The sequence below is a fragment of the Nocardioides perillae genome (assembly GCF_013409425.1).
Classification (GTDB): domain Bacteria; phylum Actinomycetota; class Actinomycetes; order Propionibacteriales; family Nocardioidaceae; genus Nocardioides; species Nocardioides perillae.
This window is the reverse complement of the sequence record NZ_JACCAC010000001.1, coordinates 1986748-2011022: the sequence shown is the minus strand read 5'-3', so window position 1 is coordinate 2011022 and position 24275 is coordinate 1986748. Positions and strand designations below refer to the sequence as shown.

The 24275-nt window shown below is 75.3% G+C and carries 26 protein-coding genes; 11 read left to right on the top strand and 15 right to left on the bottom strand.

Annotation, left to right across the window (positions count from 1 at the left end):
* Positions 1–17 precede the first annotated feature (17 nt).
* Complete coding sequence (gene leuA / locus BJ989_RS09315) at positions 18–1706, bottom strand: 2-isopropylmalate synthase (protein WP_179519513.1); 1689 nt, start codon at positions 1704–1706, stop codon at positions 18–20.
* Between the two features lie 268 nt (positions 1707–1974).
* Between leuA and BJ989_RS09310 the strand changes: the two genes are divergently transcribed.
* Genes BJ989_RS09310 through BJ989_RS09300 form a run of 3 tightly spaced genes read left to right on the top strand, consistent with a single transcriptional unit; the run spans position 1975 to position 4351 of the window.
* Complete coding sequence (locus tag BJ989_RS09310) at positions 1975–2487, top strand: flavodoxin family protein (protein ID WP_343049224.1); 513 nt, start codon at positions 1975–1977, stop codon at positions 2485–2487.
* Between the two features lie 14 nt (positions 2488–2501).
* On the top strand, positions 2502–3371 hold the full coding sequence (locus BJ989_RS09305; RefSeq protein ID WP_343049223.1) for a septum formation family protein: 870 nt from the start codon (positions 2502–2504) through the stop codon (positions 3369–3371).
* Positions 3368–4351, top strand: coding sequence for a septum formation family protein (locus BJ989_RS09300; RefSeq protein WP_179517967.1), 984 nt, complete (start codon positions 3368–3370; stop codon positions 4349–4351). The genes BJ989_RS09305 and BJ989_RS09300 overlap by 4 nt, the downstream gene beginning before the upstream one ends.
* Positions 4352–4355: 4 nt before the next feature.
* On the opposite strand, the gene era is transcribed toward BJ989_RS09300, so the two are convergent.
* The 7 genes from era to BJ989_RS09265 all read right to left on the bottom strand — a co-directional run bounded on the left by era (position 4356) and on the right by BJ989_RS09265 (position 10517).
* A complete protein-coding gene (gene era / locus BJ989_RS09295; protein WP_179517966.1) occupies positions 4356–5294 on the bottom strand; it encodes a GTPase Era in 939 nt (312 codons plus the stop codon).
* Complete coding sequence (locus tag BJ989_RS09290) at positions 5291–6097, bottom strand: SIP domain-containing protein (RefSeq protein WP_179517965.1); 807 nt, start codon at positions 6095–6097, stop codon at positions 5291–5293. Before BJ989_RS09290 ends, era begins: the two co-directional genes overlap by 4 nt.
* Positions 6098–6123: 26 nt before the next feature.
* Positions 6124–7200 (bottom strand): hypothetical protein, encoded by a 1077-nt coding sequence (locus tag BJ989_RS09285; protein ID WP_179517964.1) that lies wholly within the window; start codon positions 7198–7200, stop codon positions 6124–6126.
* A 124-nt stretch (positions 7201–7324) separates the two neighbouring features.
* The gene (locus tag BJ989_RS09280; RefSeq protein ID WP_179517963.1) at positions 7325–7684 is read right to left on the bottom strand and encodes a cytidine deaminase; all 360 of its coding nucleotides are present in this window, start codon (positions 7682–7684) and stop codon (positions 7325–7327) included.
* Positions 7677–9014 carry a CNNM domain-containing protein gene (locus BJ989_RS09275; protein WP_179517962.1) on the bottom strand — a complete coding sequence of 446 codons (1338 nt, stop codon included), beginning with the start codon at positions 9012–9014 and terminating at the stop codon, positions 7677–7679. Before BJ989_RS09275 ends, BJ989_RS09280 begins: the two co-directional genes overlap by 8 nt.
* A complete protein-coding gene (gene ybeY, locus BJ989_RS09270; protein WP_179517961.1) occupies positions 9007–9459 on the bottom strand; it encodes an rRNA maturation RNase YbeY in 453 nt (150 codons plus the stop codon). The genes BJ989_RS09275 and ybeY overlap by 8 nt, the downstream gene beginning before the upstream one ends.
* Positions 9456–10517: a PhoH family protein gene (locus BJ989_RS09265; RefSeq protein ID WP_218848787.1), complete on the bottom strand. Its 1062-nt coding sequence runs from the start codon at positions 10515–10517 to the stop codon at positions 9456–9458. Before BJ989_RS09265 ends, ybeY begins: the two co-directional genes overlap by 4 nt.
* 66 nt (positions 10518–10583) lie before the next feature.
* Between BJ989_RS09265 and BJ989_RS09260 the strand changes: the two genes are divergently transcribed.
* Together BJ989_RS09260 and BJ989_RS09255 are read left to right on the top strand one after the other, a co-directional pair.
* Positions 10584–10907, top strand: coding sequence for a hypothetical protein (locus tag BJ989_RS09260; RefSeq protein WP_179517959.1), 324 nt, complete (start codon positions 10584–10586; stop codon positions 10905–10907).
* Positions 10904–11848 (top strand): aldo/keto reductase, encoded by a 945-nt coding sequence (locus tag BJ989_RS09255; protein WP_218848786.1) that lies wholly within the window; start codon positions 10904–10906, stop codon positions 11846–11848. Before BJ989_RS09260 ends, BJ989_RS09255 begins: the two co-directional genes overlap by 4 nt.
* Positions 11849–11899: 51 nt before the next feature.
* On the opposite strand, the gene BJ989_RS09250 is transcribed toward BJ989_RS09255, so the two are convergent.
* Positions 11900–12259 carry an HIT domain-containing protein gene (locus BJ989_RS09250; RefSeq protein ID WP_179517958.1) on the bottom strand — a complete coding sequence of 120 codons (360 nt, stop codon included), beginning with the start codon at positions 12257–12259 and terminating at the stop codon, positions 11900–11902.
* Positions 12260–12371: 112 nt separating this feature from the next.
* Here BJ989_RS09250 and BJ989_RS09245 point away from each other — a divergent pair, with 112 nt between their 5' ends.
* Both BJ989_RS09245 and BJ989_RS09240 read left to right on the top strand, forming a co-directional pair.
* Positions 12372–12992, top strand: a complete 621-nt coding sequence (locus tag BJ989_RS09245) for a SigE family RNA polymerase sigma factor (protein ID WP_179517957.1) — start codon at positions 12372–12374, stop codon at positions 12990–12992.
* Positions 12989–14146, top strand: coding sequence for a Gmad2 immunoglobulin-like domain-containing protein (locus BJ989_RS09240; RefSeq protein WP_179517956.1), 1158 nt, complete (start codon positions 12989–12991; stop codon positions 14144–14146). The genes BJ989_RS09245 and BJ989_RS09240 overlap by 4 nt, the downstream gene beginning before the upstream one ends.
* A gap of 9 nt (positions 14147–14155) precedes the next feature.
* Here the strand turns inward: BJ989_RS09240 and BJ989_RS09235 are convergent, their stop codons facing one another.
* The 3 genes from BJ989_RS09235 to hrcA form a co-directional block, all read right to left on the bottom strand.
* A complete protein-coding gene (locus tag BJ989_RS09235) occupies positions 14156–14896 on the bottom strand; it encodes a 16S rRNA (uracil(1498)-N(3))-methyltransferase (protein WP_179517955.1) in 741 nt (246 codons plus the stop codon).
* 8 nt (positions 14897–14904) lie between these two features.
* Positions 14905–16101 (bottom strand): molecular chaperone DnaJ, encoded by a 1197-nt coding sequence (dnaJ, locus tag BJ989_RS09230; RefSeq protein ID WP_179517954.1) that lies wholly within the window; start codon positions 16099–16101, stop codon positions 14905–14907.
* An 85-nt stretch (positions 16102–16186) separates the two neighbouring features.
* Positions 16187–17218, bottom strand: coding sequence for a heat-inducible transcriptional repressor HrcA (hrcA, locus tag BJ989_RS09225; RefSeq protein ID WP_179517953.1), 1032 nt, complete (start codon positions 17216–17218; stop codon positions 16187–16189).
* Between the two features lie 67 nt (positions 17219–17285).
* Between hrcA and BJ989_RS09220 the strand changes: the two genes are divergently transcribed.
* The 4 genes from BJ989_RS09220 to BJ989_RS09205 are packed head-to-tail and all read left to right on the top strand — an operon-like array spanning position 17286 to position 19975.
* The gene (locus BJ989_RS09220) at positions 17286–18146 is read left to right on the top strand and encodes an MBL fold metallo-hydrolase (RefSeq protein WP_179517952.1); all 861 of its coding nucleotides are present in this window, start codon (positions 17286–17288) and stop codon (positions 18144–18146) included.
* A gap of 44 nt (positions 18147–18190) precedes the next feature.
* Positions 18191–18424: a hypothetical protein gene (locus BJ989_RS09215; RefSeq protein ID WP_179517951.1), complete on the top strand. Its 234-nt coding sequence runs from the start codon at positions 18191–18193 to the stop codon at positions 18422–18424.
* A gap of 50 nt (positions 18425–18474) precedes the next feature.
* Complete coding sequence (locus BJ989_RS09210; RefSeq protein WP_179517950.1) at positions 18475–19359, top strand: DUF3097 family protein; 885 nt, start codon at positions 18475–18477, stop codon at positions 19357–19359.
* 25 nt (positions 19360–19384) lie between these two features.
* Positions 19385–19975 (top strand): DUF4870 domain-containing protein, encoded by a 591-nt coding sequence (locus BJ989_RS09205; RefSeq protein WP_179517949.1) that lies wholly within the window; start codon positions 19385–19387, stop codon positions 19973–19975.
* On the opposite strand, the gene hemW is transcribed toward BJ989_RS09205, so the two are convergent.
* The 3 genes from hemW to BJ989_RS09190 all read right to left on the bottom strand — a co-directional run bounded on the left by hemW (position 19968) and on the right by BJ989_RS09190 (position 24006).
* Complete coding sequence (gene hemW / locus BJ989_RS09200) at positions 19968–21218, bottom strand: radical SAM family heme chaperone HemW (RefSeq protein ID WP_179517948.1); 1251 nt, start codon at positions 21216–21218, stop codon at positions 19968–19970. The genes BJ989_RS09205 and hemW overlap by 8 nt on opposite strands.
* 107 nt (positions 21219–21325) lie before the next feature.
* On the bottom strand, positions 21326–23149 hold the full coding sequence (locus BJ989_RS09195; protein WP_179517947.1) for an AMP-dependent synthetase/ligase: 1824 nt from the start codon (positions 23147–23149) through the stop codon (positions 21326–21328).
* 116 nt (positions 23150–23265) lie between these two features.
* Positions 23266–24006, bottom strand: a complete 741-nt coding sequence (locus BJ989_RS09190; RefSeq protein ID WP_343049221.1) for an MOSC domain-containing protein — start codon at positions 24004–24006, stop codon at positions 23266–23268.
* Between the last annotated feature and the right edge of the window lie 269 nt (positions 24007–24275).

Genomic DNA, 24275 nt, shown 5'->3' with positions numbered 1-24275 from the left:
CCTCCGGGGCCCGCCGCTCAGGCGCGGTTGACCGCGCTCGTCACGGCCTTGAGGGAGGCGGTGACGATGTTGGCGTCGAGGCCGACGCCCCACAGGACCTTCTCGCCGACCGCGCACTCGACGTACGCCGCGGCGATGGCGTCGCCGCCCGCGCTGAGGGCGTGCTCGGCGTAGTCCAGGACGCGCACGTCGTAGCCCTGCTCGAGCCCGTTGAGCGCGTCGACGAAGGCTGCGATCGGGCCGTTGCCCGAGCCCTCCAGCGTGCGCAGCTCGCCGTCGACGTAGACCCCGACGGTCAGCGAGTCGCGCTCACCGGCCGCGGAGGAGGTGTGGACGGAGTCGAGGCGCAGCGGCGCGGTGCGGTGGAGGTACTCGGAGGAGAAGACCTCCCAGATCGCCTCGGCCGTCATCTCGCCGCCGGCGGCGTCGGTGCGCTCCTGCACCACGCGGCTGAACTCGATCTGGGCGCGCCGCGGCAGGTCGAGCTTGTGCTCGGCCTTGAGCAGGTAGGCCACGCCGCCCTTGCCGGACTGGCTGTTGACGCGGATGACCGCCTCGTAGGTGCGCCCGACGTCCTTGGGGTCGATCGGGAGGTACGGCGCCTCCCAGGCGACCTCGCGCACGTCGACGCCCTGCGCCGCGGCCTGCCGCTCGAGGTCCTCGAGGCCCTTCTTGATGGCGTCCTGGTGGGAGCCGGAGAAGGCGGTGTAGACGAGGTCGCCGGCGTAGGGGTGGCGGGGGTGCACCGGCAGCTGGGTGCAGTACTCGACGGTGCGGCGCACCTCGTCGATGTCGGAGAAGTCGACCTGCGGGTCGATGCCCTGGCTGAAGAGGTTCATGCCCAGGGTGACCAGGCAGACGTTGCCGGTGCGCTCGCCGTGGCCGAAGAGGCAGCCCTCGACGCGGTCGGCACCGGCCATGAGGCCGAGCTCGGTCGCCGCCACCGCGGTGCCGCGGTCGTTGTGGGGGTGCAGGCTGATGGTGCTGTGCTCGCGCCGCGTCAGCCCGCGCGAGAACCACTCGACCTGGTCGGCGTAGGTGTTGGGGGTCGACATCTCGACGGTCGCGGGCAGGTTGAGGACGATCTCGCGGCCCGCCTCCGGCTGCCACACGTCGGAGACCGCCTCGCAGACGTCGAGGGCGAAGTCGGTCTCGGACTGGGTGAAGATCTCGGGGCTGTACTGGTAGCCGAAGTCGCCGCGGGAGACCATGTCGCCGAGCAGCTCCTCGGCGTGCTTCACGACCAGCTCGGTGCCGCGGGTCGCGATGGCGCGGCACTCGTCCTTCGTGACGCCGAAGACGACCCGGCGGAAGAGCGGGGCGGTGGCGTTGTAGAGGTGCACGGTGGCGCGGTCGGCGCCGACCAGGCTCTGCACGGTGCGCTCGATGAGGTCCTCGCGGGCCTGGGTCAGCACCGAGATGCGCACGTCGTCGGGGATGCGGTCCTCCTCGACGAGGCGCCGCACGAAGTCGAAGTCGGTCTGGCTCGCGCTCGGGAAGCCGACCTCGATCTCCTTGTAGCCCATCCGCACGAGCAGGTCGAACATCGTCAGCTTGCGGGCCGGGGTCATCGGGTCGATGAGCGCCTGGTTGCCGTCGCGCAGGTCGGTGGAGAGCCACCGCGGCGCGTGGGTGACCTTCTTGGTGGGCCACGTGCGGTCGGGCAGGTCGATCGGCACGAAGGGGGTGTAGCGCTGCACCGGCATGCCGGAGGGCTGCTGCACGTGCGTGCCGGGCGCCAGGCGCAGCGCGCGCGCCTCGCCGGAGGTGGTCGGGGCCTCGCCGGAGGGGCTCGAGGTGTGGTCGGTCATGGGTGGTCTCCCGCTGGGGTCGAGGTGGGGCCGGCGCGCCAGGACCTCCGCAGCGAGGAGACCGGCTTCAGGCCTCGCTGCGGCAGCGAAGGAGGAGGGTGCGCGTCATGACCCGGTCACTGTAGACCAGCCTGCGGCGCGGTGGGCGGTCTAGGGTCGCGGCGTGGACACTTCCGCAGCGCCCCCTCCCGCGCGGCTGCTGGTGGTCGGGCACGCCCCGTCACCGGGCGTGAGGCGGCTGCTCGACGCGGTGGTGTCGGGCGGGCGCGACGACGCGCTCGAGGGCGTCGAGGTCGTGCTGCGGCCCGCGCTCGAGGCGACCGCGGCCGACGTGCTCGCCGCCGACGGCCTCGTCCTGGTGACACCCGCCAACTTCGGCTACATGTCGGGCGCGCTCAAGCACTTCTTCGACACCGTCTTCCTCGAGGTCGGCGGGGCCCTCGGCCGTGACGGCTCCGGGGCGCCGTCCGGCGGCGGGCGGGCGCGGCCGTTCGGGCTGCTGGTGCACGGGCGCTACGACACCGCCGGCGCGGTGCGCGCCGTCCTCGCCATCACCGGGGCCCTCCCCTGGCGGCAGGCCGCGGAGGTCGTCGAGGTGCTCGGCGAGGTGGGTGAGGCCGAAGCGCAGCGGGCCTACGAGCTCGGCGGTACGATCGCCGCACTGCTGACCGGCTGATCGTGGGAGGGCGCGTGAGGCTCCGCGCCGCTCGGGCGCTCGTCGTGCGCACCGCGCGCACCGTGCGAGCCGCCGCGCTCCTGCTCGCCTGCGCCGTGGCCGCCGTCGGCCTGAGCGCGTGCGGCGCGCTCGCCGGCGCGGGCGAGGAGACCGCCGACCCCGACGTCGACCCCGCGCAGGTCGACGCGGTCGAGGTGCCGGAGCTGGGCGCCTGCCGCGTGCTCACCCCCGACGACGTGCAGCGCCCCTCCGACGCGACCCGCACGGTGCCGTGCAGCGAGACCCACACCGCGGAGACCTTCGCGGTCGGGCCGCTGCCCGGCACGCTGGCCGACGCGGCGTACGACGACCGGCGGCTCGGGCAGTTCGCCTACGACACCTGCGGGAAGGCCTTCACCGCCTTCCTCGGCGGCGACGAGAGCGCCGTCCTGCGCTCCGTGCTGAGCTGGGCGTGGTTCCGGCCCTCGCCGCAGGCGTGGGAGGACGGCGCGCGGTGGTACCGCTGCGACGTCGTCGGCGGACCCGACGGCACCGACCGCTACGCCCCGCTGCCCACGACGGCGCGCGGGCTGCTGCGCGGCCAGCGCCCCGACGACCGGTGGACCGTGTGCGCGGCGGGACCGGTCGTCGCGGGCTCGGAGAAGGTCGCCTGCTCCGAGCCGCACGACTGGCGCGCCGTCACGACGGTGAAGCTGGGCGACGCCGACGACGACTACCCCGGTGACCGCCTGGTCGAGGTGCGCACCCGCGACTTCTGCTCCGACTCGGTGGGCGCCTTCCTGGGCTACCCCCTCGACTTCGACTTCGGCTACACCTGGTTCGGCCAGGGCGAGTGGGAGGCCGGCAACCGACGCTCCATCTGCTGGGCGAAGACGCCGCGGTGAGCACCCCGCAGCGCCCCGCCGCGTCGCGGCCCGGCCGACGCCGGGCCGACGTCGCGACGCGCACCCGGCCGAGCCGCTCGGTCGTGCTCCGGGCGCTGCTCGCGCTCGCCGCGGTCGCCGCAGTCGCCGCAGTGGTCCTCGGCGCCATCGCGCTCTCGGGCGGCGGCGCCGGCACCGACGCCCCCGACGGCGGGTCCGCCGGCAGCGGCGCGAGCCCGAGCGGGGCCTCGCCGGAGGCCGGGGACGCAGGCGCGGCCGGGTCGGCCGCGACCGGGGACGCGCCCGTCGCGCCCCGCCCCGCGACCGGCGCCTGCTACGCCCTGACCTACGCCGAGGCCGTCGCCGCGACCACGGAGGCCGCGCCCGTCGCCTGCCGGGGCGACCACACGGCACGCACGGTCGCGGTCGGCGCCCTGCCCCTGGTCGTCGACGGCCACCTGCTCGCGGTCGACAGCGCGCGCGCCCGGGCCGCACCCGCGCAGCGCTGCCCGGACCGGGTCGCCGACTTCCTCGGCGGCTCGCGCGACGACCTGCGGCTGAGCATGCTGCGCGCGGTGTGGTTCAGCCCGACCCTGGCGCAGGCCGACCGCGGCGCCGACTGGTTCCGCTGCGACGTCGTGGCCCTGGCCGGGGACGAGCAGCTGGCCCCCCTCGAGGGGCGCCTCGCGGGCGTGCTGGCGCGGCCGGCGGGCGCGGCGTACGCCGTCTGCGGGACCGCGGAGCCGGGCACCGCCGGCTTCGAGCGCGTGGTCTGCTCCCGGCCGCACCGCTGGCGCGCCGTGTCGGTCGTCGAGCTCGACGGCCGGCGCTACCCCGGCGAGGCCGCGGTGCGCGAGGCCGGGCAGGCGCCCTGCGAGGCGGCCGGGCGGGCGGAGGCCGCCGACCCGCTCGACTTCCGGTGGGGGTGGGAGTGGCCCACCCGCGCGCAGTGGGAGGCCGGCACGACCTGGGGCCTGTGCTGGGTCCCGGACCCTGCCTGAGGGCTCAGAAGCCGAGGCGGCGGAGCTGGCGTGGGTCGCGCTGCCAGTCCTTGGCGATCTTGACGTGCAGGTCGAGGTAGACCGGGGTCCCGAGCATGGCCTCGATGGACTTCCGGGCGCGGGTGCCGACGTCGCGCAGGCGGGCACCACGGTGGCCGATGACGATGCCCTTCTGCGAGGACCGCTCGACGAAGAGGTTGGCGTGCACGTCGAGCAGCGGTCGGTCCGCCGAGCGCCCCTCGCGCAGCCCCATCTCCTCGACGACGACCGCGATCGAGTGCGGCAGCTCGTCGCGCACGCCGTCGAGCGCCGCCTCGCGGATGAGGTCGGCGACGATCGCCTCCTCCGGGGTGTCGGTGAGCTCCCCGTCGGGGTAGAGCGCCGGCCCCTCCGGGAGCATCCCGAGTAGCAGGTCGGCCAGCAGCCCGACCTGGTCGCCGGCCGTGGCCGAGACCGGCACGATCTCGGCGAAGGGGGTGCCCACCTCCTCGCCCAGCGCGTGGATCGCGAGCAGGTGCTCGCCGATGCGGTCGGGCGAGGCGAGGTCGGTCTTGGTCGCGACCGCGATGCGCTGGGTGCGCTTCACCTTGGCCAGCTCGGAGACGATGAACCGGTCGCCGGGCCCGATCTTCTCGTCGCAGGGGAAGCACACCGCGACCACGTCGACCTCGGCCCAGGTGCTGGTCACCAGGTCGTTGAGCCGCTCGCCGAGGAGCGTGCGGGGGCGGTGCAGGCCCGGGGTGTCCACCAGGACGAGCTGGCCGTCGGGGCGGTGGACGATGCCGCGCACCACCGTGCGGGTCGTCTGCGGCTTGTCGGAGGTGATCGCGACCTTCTGCCCGACCAGGGCGTTGGTCAGCGTCGACTTGCCGGCGTTGGGCCGCCCGACGAAGGAGGCGAAGCCGCTGCGGAAGCCCGGCTCGCTGGGGGTGGCGCCGGTCATCGCTGCTCCTGCTGCTCGCGGGCCGCGTCGTAGGCCGCCCAGATCTGCTCGTCGGTGTGGCCGGCCGCCTTGCCCGCGCGCCAGATGGGCCCCGGGTCGACGGCCCGCGGCTGCCGCTTGGCCCCGCCGCGCCAGTAGCCCATGACGTCGTACGCCGCGCTGGGCAGGCCGCGCTCGCGCATCAGGTGCTTGCGGATAGCCCGCATCTGCGCGGACTCCCCCGCCATCCAGAAGTAGCCCTCGCCCGCAGGCCACTCGATCGCCTCCACCACGTCGGCCAGCGCACTCGGAGCGTCGGCCGGCGGCGGCGACCACCGCACGTCGGCGCCCGCCGGCAGGTAGGCGGCGAAGGCCGCGGGGTCGTCGGACACCTCGACCCAGGAGCGCACCGCCACCTCGGGCCGGGCCGCGGCGACGGTCTCGGTGATGCGCGCGATCGCGGGCAGGGCGGTGAGGTCGCCCACCAGGAGCAGCCACGCCGCCTCGGCGGGCAGCGCGAAGGAGGCCTTGGGCTCGCTCACCGTCACGGTCTCGCCGACGCAGTCGCGCCGCGCCCACTCGGTGACCAGCCCCTCCTCGTGCACCACCACGTCGACGACGAGCCTCGCGGGGCCGTGCTCGCGCACGGTGTAGTAGCGGCTCTGGAACTGCCCGGGCACGACGAGCGCCACCCACTCGTCGGGGACGTCGGTGCTGCGCCACCCGGCCAGCCCGGGCCCGCCGAGCTCGAGGCGCACGAGGTGCTCCGAGAGCTGCTCGCGACGCAGCACGGTGGCGGCGTACTGCTGGGCGCGGGTGCTCACCGGCCCAGGCTAGCGACGCGGTCGCCTCAGGAGGTGCGGAGGGCCTGCCAGCCGGCGACGTCGTGCACCGCGATCCCGGCGTACGACGGGTGGTGCCGCACCGCCGCGTCGACCGCGGCCATCGCCGAGGTGAGCACCGCGCGGGTGGCGCCGGCGAAGGTCTGCTTCTCCGCGATCGGGTCGGTGCCGAGGTGGTGGGTCTCGACCGCGAGCCGCGCGGGCTTGCCGGCCCGGTCCGCGGCGGCGAGCGCCGCCTCGCCGAGCGCGGTGATGCTGTCCTCGCCGCTGACGGTGTCGCGGTAGGTCATGACGGTGACCGCGTCGACCCGGGCCAGCACCGCCTCGTCGACCCGCTGCCCGTCGACCACGTGCTGGTCGAGCCAGAAGGAGATGTCGGCCTCGACCCGCGCGGTCGTGTCGCCGGCGAGGGTCGCGAGCAGGCCGAGGTAGCGGCGCAGCAGGGCCGTGCGGTCGCCCGACCAGTCGGCGTGCAGCCACGGCTCGACGTCGAGGTGGACGCCGTCGAAGAGGCCGGTGGAGAGCGCTTCGCGCTGCCAGGTGAGGGCGCTCGCGTGGTCGTCGACCCAGCTGGTCTCACTGCCGAGCGCGTGGAGTCGGATGCCGGCCGCGGTGGCCCGCGCGCGCAGGTCGCGCAGCCAGGTCATCTCCGTCGGCTGGCCGGTCACGCGCCACGGCACGGAGACGAAGAGGTCGCGCACGCCCTGGCCGGTGGCGAAGGAGACGAGGGCCGAGGTCGACGGGCGGCCCCACACCCAGGTCGCGCGCGGGCCGGCCGGGGAGGACGTCGTGGACGTGGTCGTCGTGGGAGCGGTGCTCGTGGGGGTGGTCGTCGTGCCGGGCTTCCTCGGCTTCGTCGCGCGGGCGGTGGTCTTCACCGCACGCACCTTGCCCGTGGCGGCCTGCGCCGACGCGCCGCCGGCGGCCGAGGCCGCGCCGGTGCCGAGGGCGAGCAGGCCGAGCACGAGCAGCGGCGCGAGCAGGCCTGCCAGCAGACGGGGCAGCAGACGGGGCAGCAGACCGGGCAGCGGGCCGCGGCGGGCGCGGACGGCGGGGGTGCCTGCGGGGTCGGCGGGGCGGCGCATGTCCTCTCCATCGGCCCCACCCCGAGGCGCCTGAGAGGAATCCGCAAGGAATCCTCAAGGAACCGCAAGATCACCCGGTTCCGCTCAGGTCCGGGTCGACCCCGCGCGCGTGTGCCGGTCGCGGTCAGCCCGGCACGACCACGGCGCCGCGGACGTCGCCGCGGTAGAGCGCGACGTCGTCGCCGCCGAGGTCGCGCACCGCGGCACGGTCGCGCGGGTCGAGGTCGTCGGCCTCCGTCAGCACGACGACGGCCTCGAGGCCGCGGGAGCCGCTGGCGACCGCCATCGCGACGCAGACGTGCACCGCCGACAGCTGCAGCGAGGGCAGGTCGACCGTGGCCGCGGCGTAGGTGCGGCCGTCCTGGTCGCGCACGGCCGCGCCCTCGGCCGCACCGGTGCGGGCCCGGGTGGCCCGGGCAAGGGTGACGAGCTTGGCGTCCTCGGCCGACAGCTCGCGGGAGTCTCCGGGGGCGGGATCAGGCATGCCGGTCAGCGTAGTCACCCACGACCACGTCGTCCGGCTCGCCGTCGGCTCCGGCGTCCACCGGGGCAGGGTCGACCGGGCGCACCAGCACGGTGGCGATCCGGTTGCGTCGACCGGTGGGGCGCTCGGCCTCCAGCCGGAGCCCGTGGGTCTCGACGTGGGAGCCCGGGATGGGGACCCGCCCGAGGTGCTTGGCCATGAGGCCGCCGACGCTGTCGACGTCGTCGTCCTCCACCGCGACGCCCACCAGCTCCTCGAGGTCGTCGACGGGGAAGCGCGAGGACACCCGCACGGCACCGCCCTCGAGACGCTCCACCTCGACCTCCGCCTCGTCGTACTCGTCGGTGATCTCGCCGACGATCTCCTCGAGGACGTCCTCGATGGTGACGAGGCCGGCGGTCCCGCCGTACTCGTCGACGACGACCGCGACGTGCTGCCGGCGCGCCTGCATCTCGGAGAGCAAGCCGTCGACGGGCTTGGAGTCGGGCACGAAGTAGGCGGGCCGCATGACGGTGTCGATGCGCTCGGTGAGCTCGGCGTCGGCGTCCTCGAAGTCGCGCCGCGCGACGTCCTTGAGGTAGGCGAAGCCCACGACCTCGTCGAGGTTCTCGCCGATCACCGGGACCCGGCTGAAACCGCTGCGCAGGAAGAGCGAGCGCGCCTGGCGGAGGTTCTTGTGGCGCTCGACGTAGACGACGTCGCCGCGCGGCACCATCACCTCGCGCACGATGGTGTCGCCGAGCTCGAAGACGGAGTGGATCATGCGGCGCTCACCGGACTCGATGACGGCACTGGCCTCGGCGAGGTCGACGAGCTCGCGCAGCTCGGTCTCGGTGGAGAACGGCCCCTCGCGGAAGCCGCGGCCGGGGGTGAGGGCGTTGCCCAGCAGGATCAGCAGCTGCGGCAGCGGGCCGAGCACGGTGGTGATGGCCGAGACCGGCGCGGCGGAGGCCAGCGCGACCATCTCGGAGTGCTGGCGACCGAGGGTGCGCGGCGCGACGCCGATGACGACGAAGGAGACCAGCAGCATGACGGGGACCGCGGAGAGCAGCGTCGGGGTCCACGCGCCCTCGTAGAGGTCGTGGAAGCCGCGCACCGCGAGCACGATCGCGCCGACCTCGCAGGCCAGGCGCAGCAGCAGGGCGGTGTTGAGGTAGCGCGGGCGGTCGGCCAGCAGCCGCACCAGCGGCCGGGCGCCGGCGCGGCCCTCGACCGCGAGCTCGGAGGCGCGGGCCGCCGAGAAGCCGCCGAGCGCCGCGTCGGCGGCCGAGAACAGCCCGGCCAGCACCACGAGCAGCGCGACGCCGCTCGCCAGCGCGACCTCACCCACCGGCACGCCAGGCGGCAAGCAGGTCGTCCTGCAGGCCGAACATCACGCGGTGCTCCTCGGGCTCCGCGTGGTCGTAGCCCAGCAGGTGGAGGATCCCGTGCACGGTCAGCAGCTCGAGCTCGGCGTCGCGGCCGTGGCCGGCCTCGGTGCCCTGGCGGTCGGCGACGGCCGGGCAGAGCACGAGGTCGCCCAGCACCCCCTCCTCGGGCTCCTCGCCGGCGGTGCCGGGTCGCAGCTCGTCCATCGGGAAGGCGAGCACGTCGGTCGGCCCCTCCTTGCCCATCCACTGCTCGTTGAGGCCGGCGATCGTCTGCTCGTCGACGGCCTTGAGGCACAGCTCGGCCATCGGGTGCACCCGCATCCGGTCCATCACGAAGCGCGACAGCCGGGCGAGGTGGCCGACGTCGAGGCCCTGGCCGGACTCGTCGAGGACCTCGATGCTCACGAGCGGACCCGCTCGCCGCGCTCGCCGCGACCGCCGTGCCCGCCCCGGTCGCCGCGCTCGTCTCGCGCGTCGAACTGGTCGTAGGCCTCGACGATGCGGCCGACGAGGCGGTGGCGCACGACGTCGGTCGCGGTCAGCCGGTTGAAGCTGACGTCGTCGACGCCGTCGAGGATCTGCTCGACCACGCGCAGCCCGGAGCGCACCCCGCCGGGCAGGTCGACCTGCGTGACGTCGCCCGTCACCACGATCTTGGAGCCGAAGCCGAGGCGGGTCAGGAACATCTTCATCTGCTCCGGCGAGGTGTTCTGCGCCTCGTCGAGGATGATGAAGGCGTCGTTGAGCGTGCGTCCGCGCATGTAGGCCAGCGGCGCCACCTCGACCGTGCCGGCCGCGAGCAGCTTGGGGATGGTCTCGGGGTCGACCATGTCGTGCAGGGCGTCGTAGAGCGGGCGGAGGTAGGGGTCGATCTTCTCGCTGAGCGTGCCCGGCAGGTAGCCGAGGCGCTCGCCCGCCTCCACCGCGGGGCGGGTGAGGATGATGCGCGTGACGTTCTTCGCGTGCAGCGCCTGCACGGCCTTCGCCATCGCGAGGTAGGTCTTGCCGGTGCCGGCGGGACCGATGCCGAAGGTGATCGCGTGCTTGTCGATGGCGTCGACGTAGCGCTTCTGGTTGAGCGTCTTGGGCCGGATCGTGCGCCCGCGGTTGCTCAGGATGTTGAGGCTCAGCACGTCAACGGGGCGCTCGGTGGTCTCGGCACGCAGCATCGCGATGATGCGCTCGACGGCTTCGGGGGTGACGCCCTGGCCGGTGCGGATGATCGTGACGAGCTCGTCGAGCATGCGCTCGGCCAGCGCCACCTCGCCCGGCTCGCCGGTGAGGGTGATGCGGTTGCCGCGCACGTGGACGTCGCAGGCGAAGTCGCGCTCGAGGATCGTCAGGTGCTCGTCGCCGGGGCCGAGCACGCTCACCATGTCGACGCTGGGCGGGACCAGCACGGTGTGGCGGGTGCGGGTCTCGGGGCTGCCGCTGGCCGCGGCGGGCTGCTCGGACTGGGTCATCGTGCGCTCCATGCTACGGCGCGGCGCCGACGCCTCCCACCCCGTTCCCCGACGTACGCTGGCGCTGTGGACGACCGCAGCCCCGTCGAGCCCTGGGAGGGTCCCGACGGTCACGACCGCGCGGGGGGCCCGGGCGGCGACCCCGGGCACTCCGAGCCGCTCGATCCCCACCTGTGGCACCAGCGGCTGCGCCTGACCCCCGAGCAGCAGCGCATGGGCTTCGACTCCCGCACCGAGGAGGGGGCGCTGCTGGAGTTCGCCTCGTCGCTCGACGCGACCCGGCCCGCGCACCGCGCCGTGGCGTGGGTGCTGCTGGTGACCTTCGCGGTGCCGGCCGTGCTGCTGGCCCTGCGGCTCTTCGGCGAGCTCCTCGACGCGGTCCGGTGGTGACCGCCCTCCCGCCCCCGACGGCGCTCTACGGCTGCATGGGCCTCGGCGGCTCCTGGGACGACGCCGCCTTCGACGACGCCGACCTCGCGCGCGCGGAGGCCGCGGTGGAGGCGGCGCTGGACGCGGGCATCACCTGGTTCGACCACGCGGACATCTACACCGCGGGCGGCGCCGAGGCGGTCTTCGGTGCCCTCCTCGACCGCCACCGCGGGCTCCGCGAGCGCGTCGTGCTGCAGTCGAAGTGCGGCATCACGCTGCCGCGCGACGGGGCCGTCGGCCACTACGACTGGCGCCCCGCGCACGTGCGCGAGCGGGTGGAGCGCAGCCTGGAGCGGCTGCGCACCGACCGCCTCGACGTGCTGCTGCTGCACCGCCCCGACCCGCTGGCAGACCTGGCGGGCGTCGCCGCGACGCTCGAGGAGCTGCACCGCGAGGGGCTCGTGGGCGCCGTCGGGCTGTCGAACGCCTCGCACCACCAGCTCGCGGCGCTGCAGGCGCACCTCGCGCTGCCCCTCGTGGCCGACCAGCTCGAGATGAGCCTGCACCACCGTGGCTTCGTCGAGGCCGGCGTGCTCGTCAACACCGCCGAGGGCTCGACCGGCTTCCCGCACGGGACGCTGGAGCACTGCGCCGCGCACGGCGTCGGCCTGCAGGCGTGGGGCGCGCTTGCCCAGGGCCGCTACACCGGCCGCGCGGAGACCGCGGCCGACGTGGCGACCACCGAGCTCGTGGCCCGCACCGCCGCCGAGCGGGGCACGACGCCCGAGACGGTGGTGCTGTGGTGGCTGCGTCGCCACCCCGCCCGCATCGCGCCGGTCGTCGGCACGACCGACCCCGGCCGGATCGCGGCGTGCCGCGACGCCGTGCTGCGCGAGCCCGAGCTGACCCAGGAGGAGTGGTACGCGCTGTGGGTCACCGCCCGCGGCGCACCGCTGCCCTGAGCGCCGACCACGCCGCGGCGCCGACCGGCACCCGGCACCCGGTACCCCGGGTCAGCCCGGCGGCCAGCCGAGCCCGCGACCGCCGAGGAGGTGCAGGTGGACGTGGTGGACGGTCTGGCCCGCGTCGGGCCCGGTGTTCCACACCAGCCGGTAGCCCCGCTCGAGGCCCTCCTGCCGCGCCACCTCGCCCGCGGCGGCGACCAGCTCCGCCACCCGGGCCGGCTCGGCCGCGGCCAGCGACGCCGCGTCGGCGTGGTGGTCGCGGGGCACGAGCAGCACGTGCGTGGGGGCGCCCGGGGAGATGTCGCGGAAGGCGACGGTGGTGGCGCTCTCGTGGACCACGTCGGCCGGCACGGTCCCGGCCACGATGCGGCAGAAGAGGCAGTCGGGGTCGCTCGCGGTGCTGGTCACCACGCCAGCCTAGACCGGCGGTCCGGTCGCCTCGGCGTGTGAACCACCGTGACGGGTGGGGCGTCCCACTAGCGTGGTGACACGTGCAGCGACGACCCTCCGGGACCCCGGCGTGAGCCGCGGCGCGCCCGCGGCCGGGTCGTCCCGCGTCCCGCCCGACGGCGAGCACGGGTCGCGCGGGGGCGGCGCGGCCGGCTCCCCCGGCGCCCCTGACCGCTCCGGCGCCGACCAGGCCCTCGTCGAGCTGTACGCCGCGCACTGGGCGCGGCTCGTCCGGCTCGCCGTCCTGCTGGTCCACGACCGCACCGCCGCGGAGGACGTCGTCCAGGACGCCTTCCTGGCCACGCACGCCCGCTGGGACCGGCTGCGCGACCACGACCGGGCCGCGGCCTACCTCCGCCAGGCCGTGGTCAACCGTGCGCGCTCCGAGCTGCGCCACCGCGGGGTGGTGCGCCGCCACGAGGAGCGCGAGGCCGCCGCACCCCACCCGGCGGCACCGGGCAGCGACACCAGCGCGCTCGACGCCGACCGTCGCGCAGCCGTCCTCGACGCGCTCCGGCAGCTGCCCGGGCGGCAGCGGGAGGTCGTCGTGCTGCGCCACTACCTGCAGCTGTCGGAGGCCGAGGTCGCCGACACGCTCGGGCTGAGCCGCGGCGCGGTCAAGAGCCACACCTCGCGGGCGTCCGCACGGTTGCGGACGATCCTCGCGACCTACTGGGAGGACCAGCCGTGAGACGCGACCCCGCGCACCCGCCCGGCGACGCCGACCCGCCTGACCGGCTGCACCAGCTGCTCGCCGACGCCGTCGACGACCTGCGACCGACCGACCGGCTCGCCGCGATCCAGCGGCGGACCGGGTCGGGCGCACCCCGCGCCACCCACCCCCTCAGCAACTCCCGCAGCGACCCCCGTCCACGACAGAAGGTGACCCCGATGAGCGACCGACGCCCCTGGACCTACGCCGCGGCCGGAGCGGCGGTGGCGGCCGCGGCGGTCGTCGTGGCCGTGGCCGTCGCCGGCGGCTCCCTCACCGGTGGCGACGACGACCCCGCGCCCGCGGCGGGCGAGCCCACCCCGACGGCCGCGGAGCCGACGCCGGAGCCGTCCGCGGCGCCGAGCAGCGCGGCGCCGAGCAGCGCGGCGCCGCCGGCCGGCGAGGCCGTCGTGGTCCCGGCGTACTACGTGGGCGAGGGCCCGCGCGGCCCGGTGCTCTTCCGCGAGTTCCACGAGACCCAGGTCGCCGGGGGCGACGTCGCGCTGGCAGCGGCGCAGGAGGTCGTCGGCGGCGACCCGCTGGACCCCGACTACCGCTCGGTCTGGCCGGCCGGCACCGAGGTCGCCGCGGTGGCGGTCCAGGGCGGCGTCGCCCGGGTCGACCTCACCGCGGCGCCGCCGCGCGGGGACCTCACCGAGCGCGAGGCCGAGCTGGCCGTGCAGGGCGTCGTGTACTCCGTGCAGGGCGCGCTGCAGGAGCGCCTGCCCGTCCAGCTGACGGTCGACGGCAAGCCGGTCGCCGAGGTGCTGGGCGTGCCGACCGCGGAGCCGCTCGCGCAGGCACCGCTGCTCGAGACCCTCTCCCTCATGAGCATCACGACCCCCGCCGAGGGCGCGACGGTCGGCGACACCTTCACCGCCGAGGGCGTGAGCAACGGCTTCGAGGCCAACGTCCAGTGGCAGGTGCTCGACGGCGCGGGCGCGGTCGTCGCCGAGGGTTACACCACCGCCGAGGGGTGGATGGAGGAGCGGCTCTTCCCCTGGAGCGCCGAGGTCGACGTCAGCGGCCTCGAGCCCGGCACCTACACCTTCCTGGCGCGCACCGACGACCCCAGCGGGGGCGCCGAGGGCGGCGGTCCCGACGAGGACACCCGCACGGTCACCGTGGAGTGAGGCGGGACCTCAGCCCCACCGCGCGGTGCGGCTGAGGAGGGCGGCGCAGGCGACGACGCCGGCGGTGGACGTGCGCAGCACCTCGGCCCCGAGGCGTACGACGTGGGCGCCGGCCGCCGCGAGGCGCTCGACCTCGTCGGGGGTGAGGCCGCCCTCGGGCCCGACGACGACCGCGACGTCGCCCTCGGCGGGCACCGCGAGCGAGGACAGCGGCGCGGCGGCGTCCTCGTGCAGCACCACCGCGAGGCGCGCGTCGGCGACGAGCGCGACGACGTCGTCGGTGGTGGCGAGCGGGTCGACGACGGGGTGCCAGGGGCGGCGCGCCTGCTTCGCGGCCTCGCGCGCCGTGGCCTGCCAGCGGGCGTGGGACTTGGCCGCCCGCTCCCCCTTCCACACCGCGACGCTGCGGGCCGCGGCCCACGGCACGACGCGGGCGGCACCGACCTCGGTCAGCACCTCGACGGCGAGCTCGCCGCGCTCGCCCTTGGGCAGCGCCTGCACGACGGTGAGGCGGGGCGACGGCTCCGCGGCGTCGACGACCTCCTCGGCCACGGCCGCGAAGACCCGCTTGCCCGTCGAGGCGACGACGCCGGTGACCGCGCGGCCACGCCCGTCGGTGAGCACGACCCGCTCCCCCACCCGCAGCCGCCGCACGGCGACGGCGTGGTGGGCCTCGTCGCCCTCGACGACGACCTCGTCGCCGACGCGGGTGGCGGCGAGGTCGGGCACGAGGTGCACCGGGAGGGACACGGCGCCGCTCAGCCGCCGAAGGCGTCGCGCAGCCGGCCGAAGACCGACTTGTGGTGGGCCGGTCGCACCTGGCCGTCGGGCGACTCCTCGCCGCGCAGCGTGGCGAGCTGGTGCAGCAGCTCCTCCTGGGGCGCGTCGAGGCGCGTCGGGGTCTCCACCACGGTCGTGACGACGAGGTCGCCGCGGGCGGCACCGCGCAGCCCCGGCACCCCGCGGCCGCGCAGCACCGTGTCGGTGTGCGACTGGGTGCCGGGTCGCACCTCCAGCTCGAAGGAGGTCTCGAGGTCGGCCGTCTCGGGCTCCGCGCCCTCGGCGACGAGGTCGGCCTCCAGCGTGGGGAGGGTGAGCGTGGTGCCGAGCGCGGCGGCGGTCATCGGCACCGTGACGGTGCAGTGCAGGTCGTCGCCGTGACGGGTGAAGACCTGGTGCGGCGCCACGGCCACCTCGACGTAGAGGTCGCCGGCCGGCCCGCCGCCGGGGCCGACCTCACCCTGCTCGGGCAGCTGCACCCGGGTGCCGGTGTCGACGCCTGCGGGGATCTTGACCGTCAGCGTGCGGCGTGAGCGCACGCGGCCGTCCCCGGAGCACTCACGGCAGGGGTCGGGGATGATCGTGCCGAAGCCACGGCAGGCCGCGCAGGGCCGCAGCGTGCGGATCTCCCCGAGGAAGGACCGCTGCACGTGCGCGACCTCGCCGGCACCCCGGCAGGTCTCGCAGGGCACGGGAGAGGACCCCGGCGCCGCGCCGTCGCCGTGGCAGGTGCCGCAGACGACCGCGGTGTCGACCTTGAGCTCACGGGTCGCGCCGAAGGCGGCCTCGGCCAGCTCGACCTCGACGCGGATGAGCGCGTCCTGCCCGCGGCGGGTGCGCGGACGCGGGCCGCGGCCGCCGCCCGCCCCGCCGGCACCGGGCGCGCCGCCGCCGAAGAAGGCGTCCATGATGTCGGTGAAGGAGAAGCCGGCCCCCTGTCCCCCGCCGGCGAAGCCGCCCGCGAAGGGGTCGCCGCCCCGGTCGTACGACGCGCGCTTCTGCGGGTCGGAGAGCACCTCGTAGGCCGCGGAGACCTGCTTGAACCGCTCCTGGCTCTCCGGGTCGGGGTTGACGTCGGGGTGCAGCTGGCGGGCCAGCCTGCGGTAGGCCTTCTTGATCGCGTCGGCGTCCGCGTCGCGGCTGACGCCGAGCAGCTCGTAGAGGTCCTGGCTCACGTGGGTCCTTCGTCGGTGGCGAGTCGGGGGCAAGGTGGGGTCGGGGTGGGACGGGGCGTGCGGGTGGCGGGCCGGCCGGGGCCGGTCAGGCCTCGTCGAGGATCCGGGAGACGTAGCGGGCGACCGCGCGGACCGCCGCCATCGTGCCGGGGTAGTCCATGCGCGTGGGCCCGAGGATGCCCAGCGAGGCCAGCGCCTCCTCGCCCGGGCCGTAGCCGGTGGCCACGACGCTGGTGCTGGCCAGTTCCTGGATCGGCCCCTCGTGGCCGATCCGCACGGTGACCGCGCCGCCGGTCGAGGCCTCGCCCAGCAGCTTGAGCAGCACGACGTGCTCCTCGAGCGCCTCGAGGATGGGGCGCACGGCGGAGTCGAAGCTGTCGCCGAAGCGCGCCAGGTTGGCCGCGCCGCCGACGGCGACCCGCTCGTCGGAGCGGTGGTCCGACATCGCCTCGACGAGGGCCGCGACCACCGCCCGGGCTGCCGCGACCTCCTCGGTGCAGTCGGGCGGCACGGCGGCGGGCAGGTCGGCCAGCGCACCGGTCGCCTCGGCGATCCGCTCGCCCGTGACGGCGCGGTTGACCCGCGTGCGGAGGTCGGCGAGCCGGTCGTCGGGGAGGTCGGCGCCGAGCTCGACGAGCCGCTGCTCGACCCGGCCGCTGCTGAGGATGAGCACGACCAGCAGCCGGGACGGGGTCAGCGCCACGAGCTCGACGTGGCGCACCGTCGAGCGGGTGAGCGTGGGGTACTGCACGACCGCGACCTGGCGGGTCAGCTGCGAGAGCAGCCGCACGCTGCGCGAGACGACGTCGTCGAGGTCGACGGCGCCGTCGAGGAACTGCGAGATCGCCCGCCGCTCCGCCTGGCTCATCGGCTTGACGGTGGTGAGGCGGTCGACGAAGAGGCGGTAACCCGCGTCGGTCGGCACCCGGCCGGCGCTGGTGTGGGGCTGGCGGATCAGCCCCTCCTCCTCGAGCACCGCCATGTCGTTGCGGACGGTCGCCGGGGAGACCCCGAGGCCGTGGCGCTCCACCAGCGCCTTGGAGCCGACCGGCTCCTCGGTGGCGACGTAGTCCTCCACGATCGCGCGCAGGACGGCCAGGCGACGGTCCTCGACCACGGCTCCTCCTCTGCTGGCACTCAACTCGACGGAGTGCCAATCCTACTCCCCCTCGTAGGCTCGCCCGGTGAGCCGGACCGAGGACTTCCGCGAGGTCGCCGACCGTGTGTGGCACGCGCGGCGCTCCTGGTGCGACGTCGGGGTCGTGCTCGTCGGGGGCGAGGCGGGGCTCGTGCTGGTCGACCCGCACGGCTCCGCTGCTGCCGGGCGAGCCGTCGTCGAGGACGTGCGACGCCTCGGGGTGGGCGAGGTCACCGCCGTGGTCACCACGCACTGGCACGTCGACCACACCTTCGGCACGGTGGCCGTCACCGACGCGTACGGCGCGGTGCCGGTGCACGCCCACGAGGTCGCCGCCGACGAGCTCGCGGCCGGCGCCGACCGGCTGAAGGCGCGCTACGCGACAGACCCGGGCGACCCGCACCGGGACGACGTGCTCGCGACCGAGGTCGTCCTGCCCACGCACACCTTCTCCTCGGCGACCGTCCTCGACCTGGGCGACCGGGTGCTCGAGCTGGTGCACCCGGGCCGGGGCCACACCGCCGGCGACCTCGTGGTGCGCGTGCCCGACGCCGACGTCCTGCTCGCCGGCGACCTGGTCGAGGAGTCCGGCCACCCGGCGTACGGCGAGGACTGCTGGCCGCTGGAGTGGCCCCGCGCGCTCGACCTGGTGATCGGGCTGCTGACGCCGCAGACCGTCGTCCTGCCCGGGCACGGCGCGCCGGTGGGCCTCGACTTCGTGCAGGAGCAGCGCGCCGCGATCGGGGTGGTGGCCGAGACCGTGCGCGACGCCGCGGGTCGCGGCGTCCCGGTGTCGCAGGCGTTGGCGTCGGCCTCGTGGCCCTACCCCGCAGAGGCGCTCGAGCACGCGGTGCGGCGCGGCTACGAGCACCTGCCGCGCAGCCAGAAGCGGCTGCCGCTCCTCTGAGCGGGCGAGGCGGGCGCGCCCCCGGCCGTGGCAGCGTGGTCGCCATGACCAGTGCGAGCGACGAGCGCCCGGCGGGCACCGACGGCGACGGCACCGACGGCGCTGCGGGCATCCCCGACGACCAGCTGCCCGAGGACCTGCAGCCCGGCGAGGACAACCCGCTCGCCGAGCCCCTCGACCCCGACGAGGCCCGTGACGACCTCGACCTCGGCGTGCCCGACCCCACCGAGAAGCTGGGCGACGGCCCGCCCGGGCAGGGCGGGCCCGACGGGGAGTGAGCTCGGCGCGCCCCCGCCGCGCGGGGTGCGCGCCCGCCTAGCGTGTCCCGGTGACCTCGACGAGCCCCGGCGCCCCGGGACGCACCTCCCCCGCTGACCGCTACGGCGACGACGTGCTGGCCACCGACTGGCGCGCGCCGAGGCGCGGCCGCGCCACCGAGCAGGCCGCGGACCTGGGCCTCGTGGTCGAGGAGGTCACCACCGACTGGTGCGGCGAGGTGGTCGCCGTCGACCGCGACCTGCACACGGTCACGCTCGAGGACCGCCGCCGCAAGCGCCGCACCTTCCCGCTGGGGCCCGGCTTCCTGCTCGAGGGCCGCCCGGTCGTGCTGCACGCGCCGGTGCACCGCACGGTGCCGGCCGCCCCGACCCGCACCGCGTCGGGCTCGCTCGCCGTGCCCGACGCGCCCGCCCGGGTCGCCCGCGCCAGCCGGATCTTCGTCGAGGGCCGCCACGACGCCGAGCTGGTCGAGAAGGTCTGGGGCGACGACCTGCGGGTCGAGGGCGTCGTCGTCGAGTACCTCGGCGGCGTCGACGACCTCGCCGACCACCTGCGCGACTTCCGCCCGGGGCCGGGTCGCCGCGTCGGGGTGCTGGTCGACCACCTCGTGAAGGGCTCGAAGGAGAGCCGCATCGCCCAGGCGGTGGCCCGTGGGCCGATGGGGCCGCACGTGCTCGTGGTCGGCCACCCCTTCGTCGACGTCTGGCAGGCGGTCAAGCCGCAGCGCCTCGGCTTCCAGCGCTGGCCCGACGTGCCGCGCCACCTCGACTGGAAGAAGGGCACCTGCCAGCTGCTCGGCTGGCCGCACCGCGACCAGGCCGACGTCGCCCGCGCCTGGAAGCACGTGCTGGGCGGCGTGCGCGGCTACCAGGACCTCGAGCCGGAGCTCCTCGGCCGCGTCGAGGAGCTCATCGACTTCGTCACCGCGGGCTGAGGCCGGCGCGCACTACGCTGCCGCCATGAGCGACCCCACCGGCCAGTCCCCCGGCCAGCCCGACCCGCACCAGCCGGGCGAGCAGCCGCCCGGCCAGCAGCCGCCCCCGTCCTGGGGCGGCCAGCCCGCGCCGTACGGGCAGGCCCAGCCGTACGGCCAGCAGTACGGGCAGGGCTACGGGCAGGGCTACGGGCAGCAGTACGGACTGGGCCAGCCGTACGGCGCGGCGTACGGCGCCCACCCCGACCGGCCGGCGAGCGCCGAGGAGCAGACGTGGGGCGGCGCGGCGCACTGGAGCGCGCTCGTGGCGGCGTTCGTAGCGCTGGCCTTCCTCGGCCCGCTCGTGGTGCTGCTGGCGAAGGGCTCCTCGCCCTACGTCCGCCGGCAGGCGGCCGAGTCGCTGAACTTCCAGCTCTCCGTGCTGCTCTTCGGCATCGTCGGTGCGGTGCTGGGCGTCCTCGTGGTCGTGGTCACCCTCGGCGTCGGCGCGCTGCTGGTCGTGCCGCTCGCACTGGCGTTCGCGGCGTACTGGCTCGTCTTCACCATCATCGGCTCGGTGAAGGCCAGCAACGGCGAGCCCTACCGCTACCCGTTGACGATCCGGATGGTCAGCTGAGCAGCTCGCGCACCACGCCGTCGGCCAGCAGCCGGCCGCGCAGCGTCAGCACCACGCGGTCGTGGTCGCGCCAGGGCGCGGGCTCGACGAGCCCGCGCTCGACCAGGGCGGGCACCGCGTCGCGGCCGGACCCGGGCGGCAGGCCGGTGAGCGCGTCGGCAGGCAGGCCGTCGGCGAGCCGCACCTCGAGCAGCACCCGCTCGACCTGCCGGTCCTGCGGCGAGAGCACCTCGCGGGCGTGGGCCGGGCTCGCGCCGGCGCCGATCCGGTCGGCGTACGCCGCGGGGTGCCGCACGTTCCACCACCGCACGCCGCCGACGTGGCTGTGGGCCCCGGGGCCGACGCCCCACCAGTCGCCGCCGCGCCAGTAAGCGAGGTTGTGCCGGCAGCGGCTCTCCTCGCGGCGGGCCCAGTTCGACACCTCGTACCACCCGAGACCGCCGGCAGCCAGCCGCTCCTCGGCGGCGAGGTACTTGTCGGCGAGGTCGTCGTCGTCGGGCGCCGGCAGCTCGCCGCGCGCCACGCGGCGGTGCAGGGCGGTGCCCTCCTCGACGATGAGGGCGTAGGCCGAGACGTGGTCGGGCCGGGCGTCGAGGGCGGCGTCGAGGCTGGTCGCCCAGTCGGCCGCCGACTCCCCCGGCGTGCCGTAGATCAGGTCGAGGCTCACCTCCTCGAAGCCTGCGTCGCGCGCCCACGCGACGACCGGGCCGATCCGCTCCGGGTCGTGGGTGCGGTCGAGGGTGGCGAGCACGCCCGGCACGGCCGACTGCATGCCGAAGGAGATGCGGGTGTAGCCGGCCTCGCGCAGCGCGGCGAGCGAGGCCGGGTCGACGCTGTCGGGGTTGGCCTCGGTCGTCACCTCGGCGTCGGCGGCCAGCCCGAACTCCGCGCGCACAGCGCCGAGCACCCGGCCGAGGTCGGCGGGCGGGAGCAACGTCGGCGTGCCGCCGCCGACGAAGACGGTCGCGACCGGCAGGTCGGCCTCCCCGAGCACGCGGCGGGCGAGGCGGACCTCGGCGACCGCCGCCTCGGCGTACGTCGCGCGGGAGGCGCCGGGCGCAGACCCGGGCATGCCGAGCTCGGTGGCGGTGTAGGTGTTGAAGTCGCAGTAGCCGCAGCGCACGGTGCAGAACGGCACGTGCACGTAGACCGAGAAGGTCGAGCGGCCGAGCCGGGCGAGGGCCGCCTCCGGCAGCGCGCCGTCGCGCGGCGCGGGGTCACCGGGGGGCGGGGCGGAGGGCACGGCACCATCGTCCCAGCCCGGACACGCCGACGGGCGTCGACCCCCGTGGGGGTCGACGCCCGTCGTGCGTCAGGTGCGGCTGCCCGGGCGGGCCGGGCGAGCCGGCGTCAGGACGCGTAGAGCGCGTCGATGAGGGCCTTGTTGTTGTCCTCCACGACGTTGCGCTTGACCTTCATCGAGGGGGTCAGCTCGCCCGACTCGATGGTGAGGTCGTGGTCGAGCACGCGCCACTTCTTGATGGTCTCCCAGCGGTTGAGGCGGCCGTTGAGCTGCTCGACGTAGTCGCCGACCATCGCCTGGGCCGCGTCGCTGGTGACGATCTCGGTGTAGGACTTGCCGCCCAGGCCGTTCTCCTCGGCCCAGCCCGCGATGGCGTCGGGGTCGAGGGCGATGAGCGCGACGCAGTAGTTGCGCTCGTTGCCGAAGACCATGAACTGGCTGACGTAGGGGCAGATCGCCTTGAACTTCGACTCGATGGCCGAGGGGGCGATGTACTTGCCGCCGGAGGTCTTGAAGAGGTCCTTGATGCGGCCGGTGATCGTGAGGAAGCCGTCGGCGTCCAGCGAGCCCTTGTCGCCCGTGCGCAGCCAGCCGTCCTCGGTGAAGGCGGCGGCGGTGGCCTCGGGCAGGTTGTGGTAGCCGTCCATGATGTGCGGGCCGCGCAGCTGGACCTCGTCGCCCTCGCCGATGCGCACCTCGGCGCCCGGGATGGCCGGACCGACGGTGCCGATCTTGTAGTGGTCGGGGTGGTTGACCGTCGCGCCCGCGGCGTTCTCGGTCATGCCGTAGCCCTCGAGGATGAGGATGCCCGCGGCGTGGAACCACTCGGCGATCTCGGCGTTGAGCGCCGCCGAGCCGGAGATGAAGAAGCGGACGCGGCCACCGAAGCGGTCGCGGACCTTGCTGAAGACCAGTTTGTCGAAGAGGCCGTGCTGCAGCTTGAGCGGCAGCGGCACCGACTTGCCCTCGCGCTTGAGGCGGTCGACCTGGATGCCGACCTTGAACGCCTGGGTGGCGATCTTCTCCTTGGCGCCGCCCTCGGAGGCCGTCATCGTGACGATGCGCGCGTGGGCCTTCTCGAAGATGCGGGGGGCCGCGCCCATGAAGGTCGGCTTCACGACGGCGAGGTTGTCGATGATCTTGTCGACGCGGCCGTCGACCGCGGTGGCGAAGCCGCACGCCAGCTGCGAGGAAAGCAGCACCTTGCCGAAGGAGTGCGCCATCGGGAGCCAGAGGTACTGCAGGTCGCTCTCGTCGAGGATGCCCTGGGCCTTGATGGCCTCGCCCTCGTAGACCCACGCCTTGTGCTGCAGGCGCACGCCCTTCGGGCGGCCGGTCGTGCCGGAGGTGTAGATGAGGGTCGCGAGCTGGTCGGGGCCGATCGCCTCGGCGTGCTCGCGGATCGCGTCGGGGTGCTCGGCCAGGTGCTTCTCGCCCAGCGCGGCGAGGTCGTCCATCGAGATGACCCAGTCGCCGTCGGCCGCGCCGGTGAAGGTCACGACCTTCTCGAGGTGGGGCAGCTCGGACTTGTGCGCGACCAGCTTGGCGATCTGCTCGTCGTCCTCGGCGAAGACCACGCGGCACTCGGAGTCGCCCAGGATGTAGGCGACGTCCTCGGCGTTGGTCGACGGGTAGACGGTGGTGGTGGCGGCACCCGCGCACATGTTCGCGAGGTCAGCCAGCACCCACTCGAAGCGCGTGCCGGAGGCGATGCCGACGCGCTGCTCCTGCTCGATGCCGAGGGCCATGAGGCCGGCGGCGAGCTTCGAGACGCGGGCGCCGGTCTCACGCCACGTCACCGACTCCCAGCCGTCACCCTGGGGGAAGCGGTAGGCCTCCCGGTCCGGCGAGGTCTCCACGCGGGTGAGGAACTGCAGCGCGACGTTGCGCGGCATCCGCTCGACGAAGGAGGTGTCGTGGTTGATCGGCATCGTGCTCCCTGCTTCCGGGCCCGGGGTGGCCCTTGGACGATCACTTGGTGCGTAACCTAGATCACGCGGTTACGCATCGGTAGCAGAACCCGCCCGCTGGGCACCTCCGGCGGCTGCTACGGCAGGACGGCGCCGGCCGCTCCCGGCCGGCCTGCGGTCAGCGCCGCCCGCCGCTCACGCTCCTTCAGGGCCTTCGCCCGCACGTCGGCGGCGAGCTCTGGGGCGTCGAGCAGGCTCGGCAGCAGCGAGCGTCGGGTGGTGACCGCGCGGAAGACGGTCGCGACGGTGATGCCGTGGTCGGGGCGGTGCTCCACCACGAGCGGGTCGCCCGCCTCGACGACGCCCTCCTCCAGCACCCGGAGGTAGGGGCCGGGCCGCCCCTCCGCCGCGAACCGCTTGATCCACCCCTCCTCGGGCAGCCCGTTCACGCCCAGCCAGCCGGCGAAGACGCGGCAGGGCGTGCGCACCTTGGCCACCTCGAGGAGTGCCGTGCCCACGCGCCAGCGCTCCCCGATCACCGCCTCGTTGACGTCGATGCCGAGGGTCGTGAGGTTCTCCCCGAAGAAGCCGTCGGGCAGGTGCTGGCCGAGCTCCTCGCCCCAGCGGTCGAGGTCCTCCCGCGCGAACGCGTAGACGGCGTGGTCCGGCCCGGAGTGGTACTTCCGGTCGCACACGTGGTCGCCCACCAGGCCGTCGAAGCGCACCGCGACCGCGGCCCCCGCCGGGCTCTTGTCGATGGCGCTGCGACCCACCCGGCCCGTCCAGGCGCCCGTGCGCGGTCCGCCGGTGTTGACCGAGAGCACCTGCGCGGTGCGGTGGCCGGGGTGGTCCGTGTGGGGGTGGTGGGTGTGCGGCACCCGCACATGGTGCGGCCGCGCGGCCCCTCGCGCCAACCGTGGCGCGCACGGGGTCGCACGGGGTCGCACGGGGGTCGGGGGCGCGGGGGTCCGGGGCGGGGGCGCGGGGGCGCGGGGGCGACCGGCGTACGCCGGACCGGTGCGCGCCGTCAGCCTCTCCCGTCCGGCGTCGCCAGGCGCGCTCGACCTCGTCGGCGACGTCGCGGGCGTCCTCGTGCTCCCACACTCGCCGGGCCAGCCACCCCGCCTGGGTGACGAGACGGGTCGTG

Excerpts from the sequence above, each read along its gene's own strand:
- BJ989_RS09205 (WP_179517949.1), top strand. The coding sequence starts at position 19,385 with ATGAGCGACCCCACCGGCCAGTCCCCCGGCCAGCCCGACCCGCACCAG.
- leuA (WP_179519513.1), bottom strand. The coding sequence starts at position 1,706 with ATGCCGGTGCAGCGCTACACCCCCTTCGTGCCGATCGACCTGCCCGAC.
- BJ989_RS09215 (WP_179517951.1), top strand. The coding sequence starts at position 18,191 with ATGACCAGTGCGAGCGACGAGCGCCCGGCGGGCACCGACGGCGACGGC.
- BJ989_RS09280 (WP_179517963.1), bottom strand. The coding sequence starts at position 7,684 with ATGCCTGATCCCGCCCCCGGAGACTCCCGCGAGCTGTCGGCCGAGGAC.
- era (WP_179517966.1), bottom strand. The coding sequence starts at position 5,294 with ATGACCGGCGCCACCCCCAGCGAGCCGGGCTTCCGCAGCGGCTTCGCC.
- BJ989_RS09265 (WP_218848787.1), bottom strand. The coding sequence starts at position 10,517 with ATGACCCAGTCCGAGCAGCCCGCCGCGGCCAGCGGCAGCCCCGAGACC.
- BJ989_RS09285 (WP_179517964.1), bottom strand. The coding sequence starts at position 7,200 with ATGCGCCGCCCCGCCGACCCCGCAGGCACCCCCGCCGTCCGCGCCCGC.
- BJ989_RS09195 (WP_179517947.1), bottom strand. The coding sequence starts at position 23,149 with ATGCCGATCAACCACGACACCTCCTTCGTCGAGCGGATGCCGCGCAAC.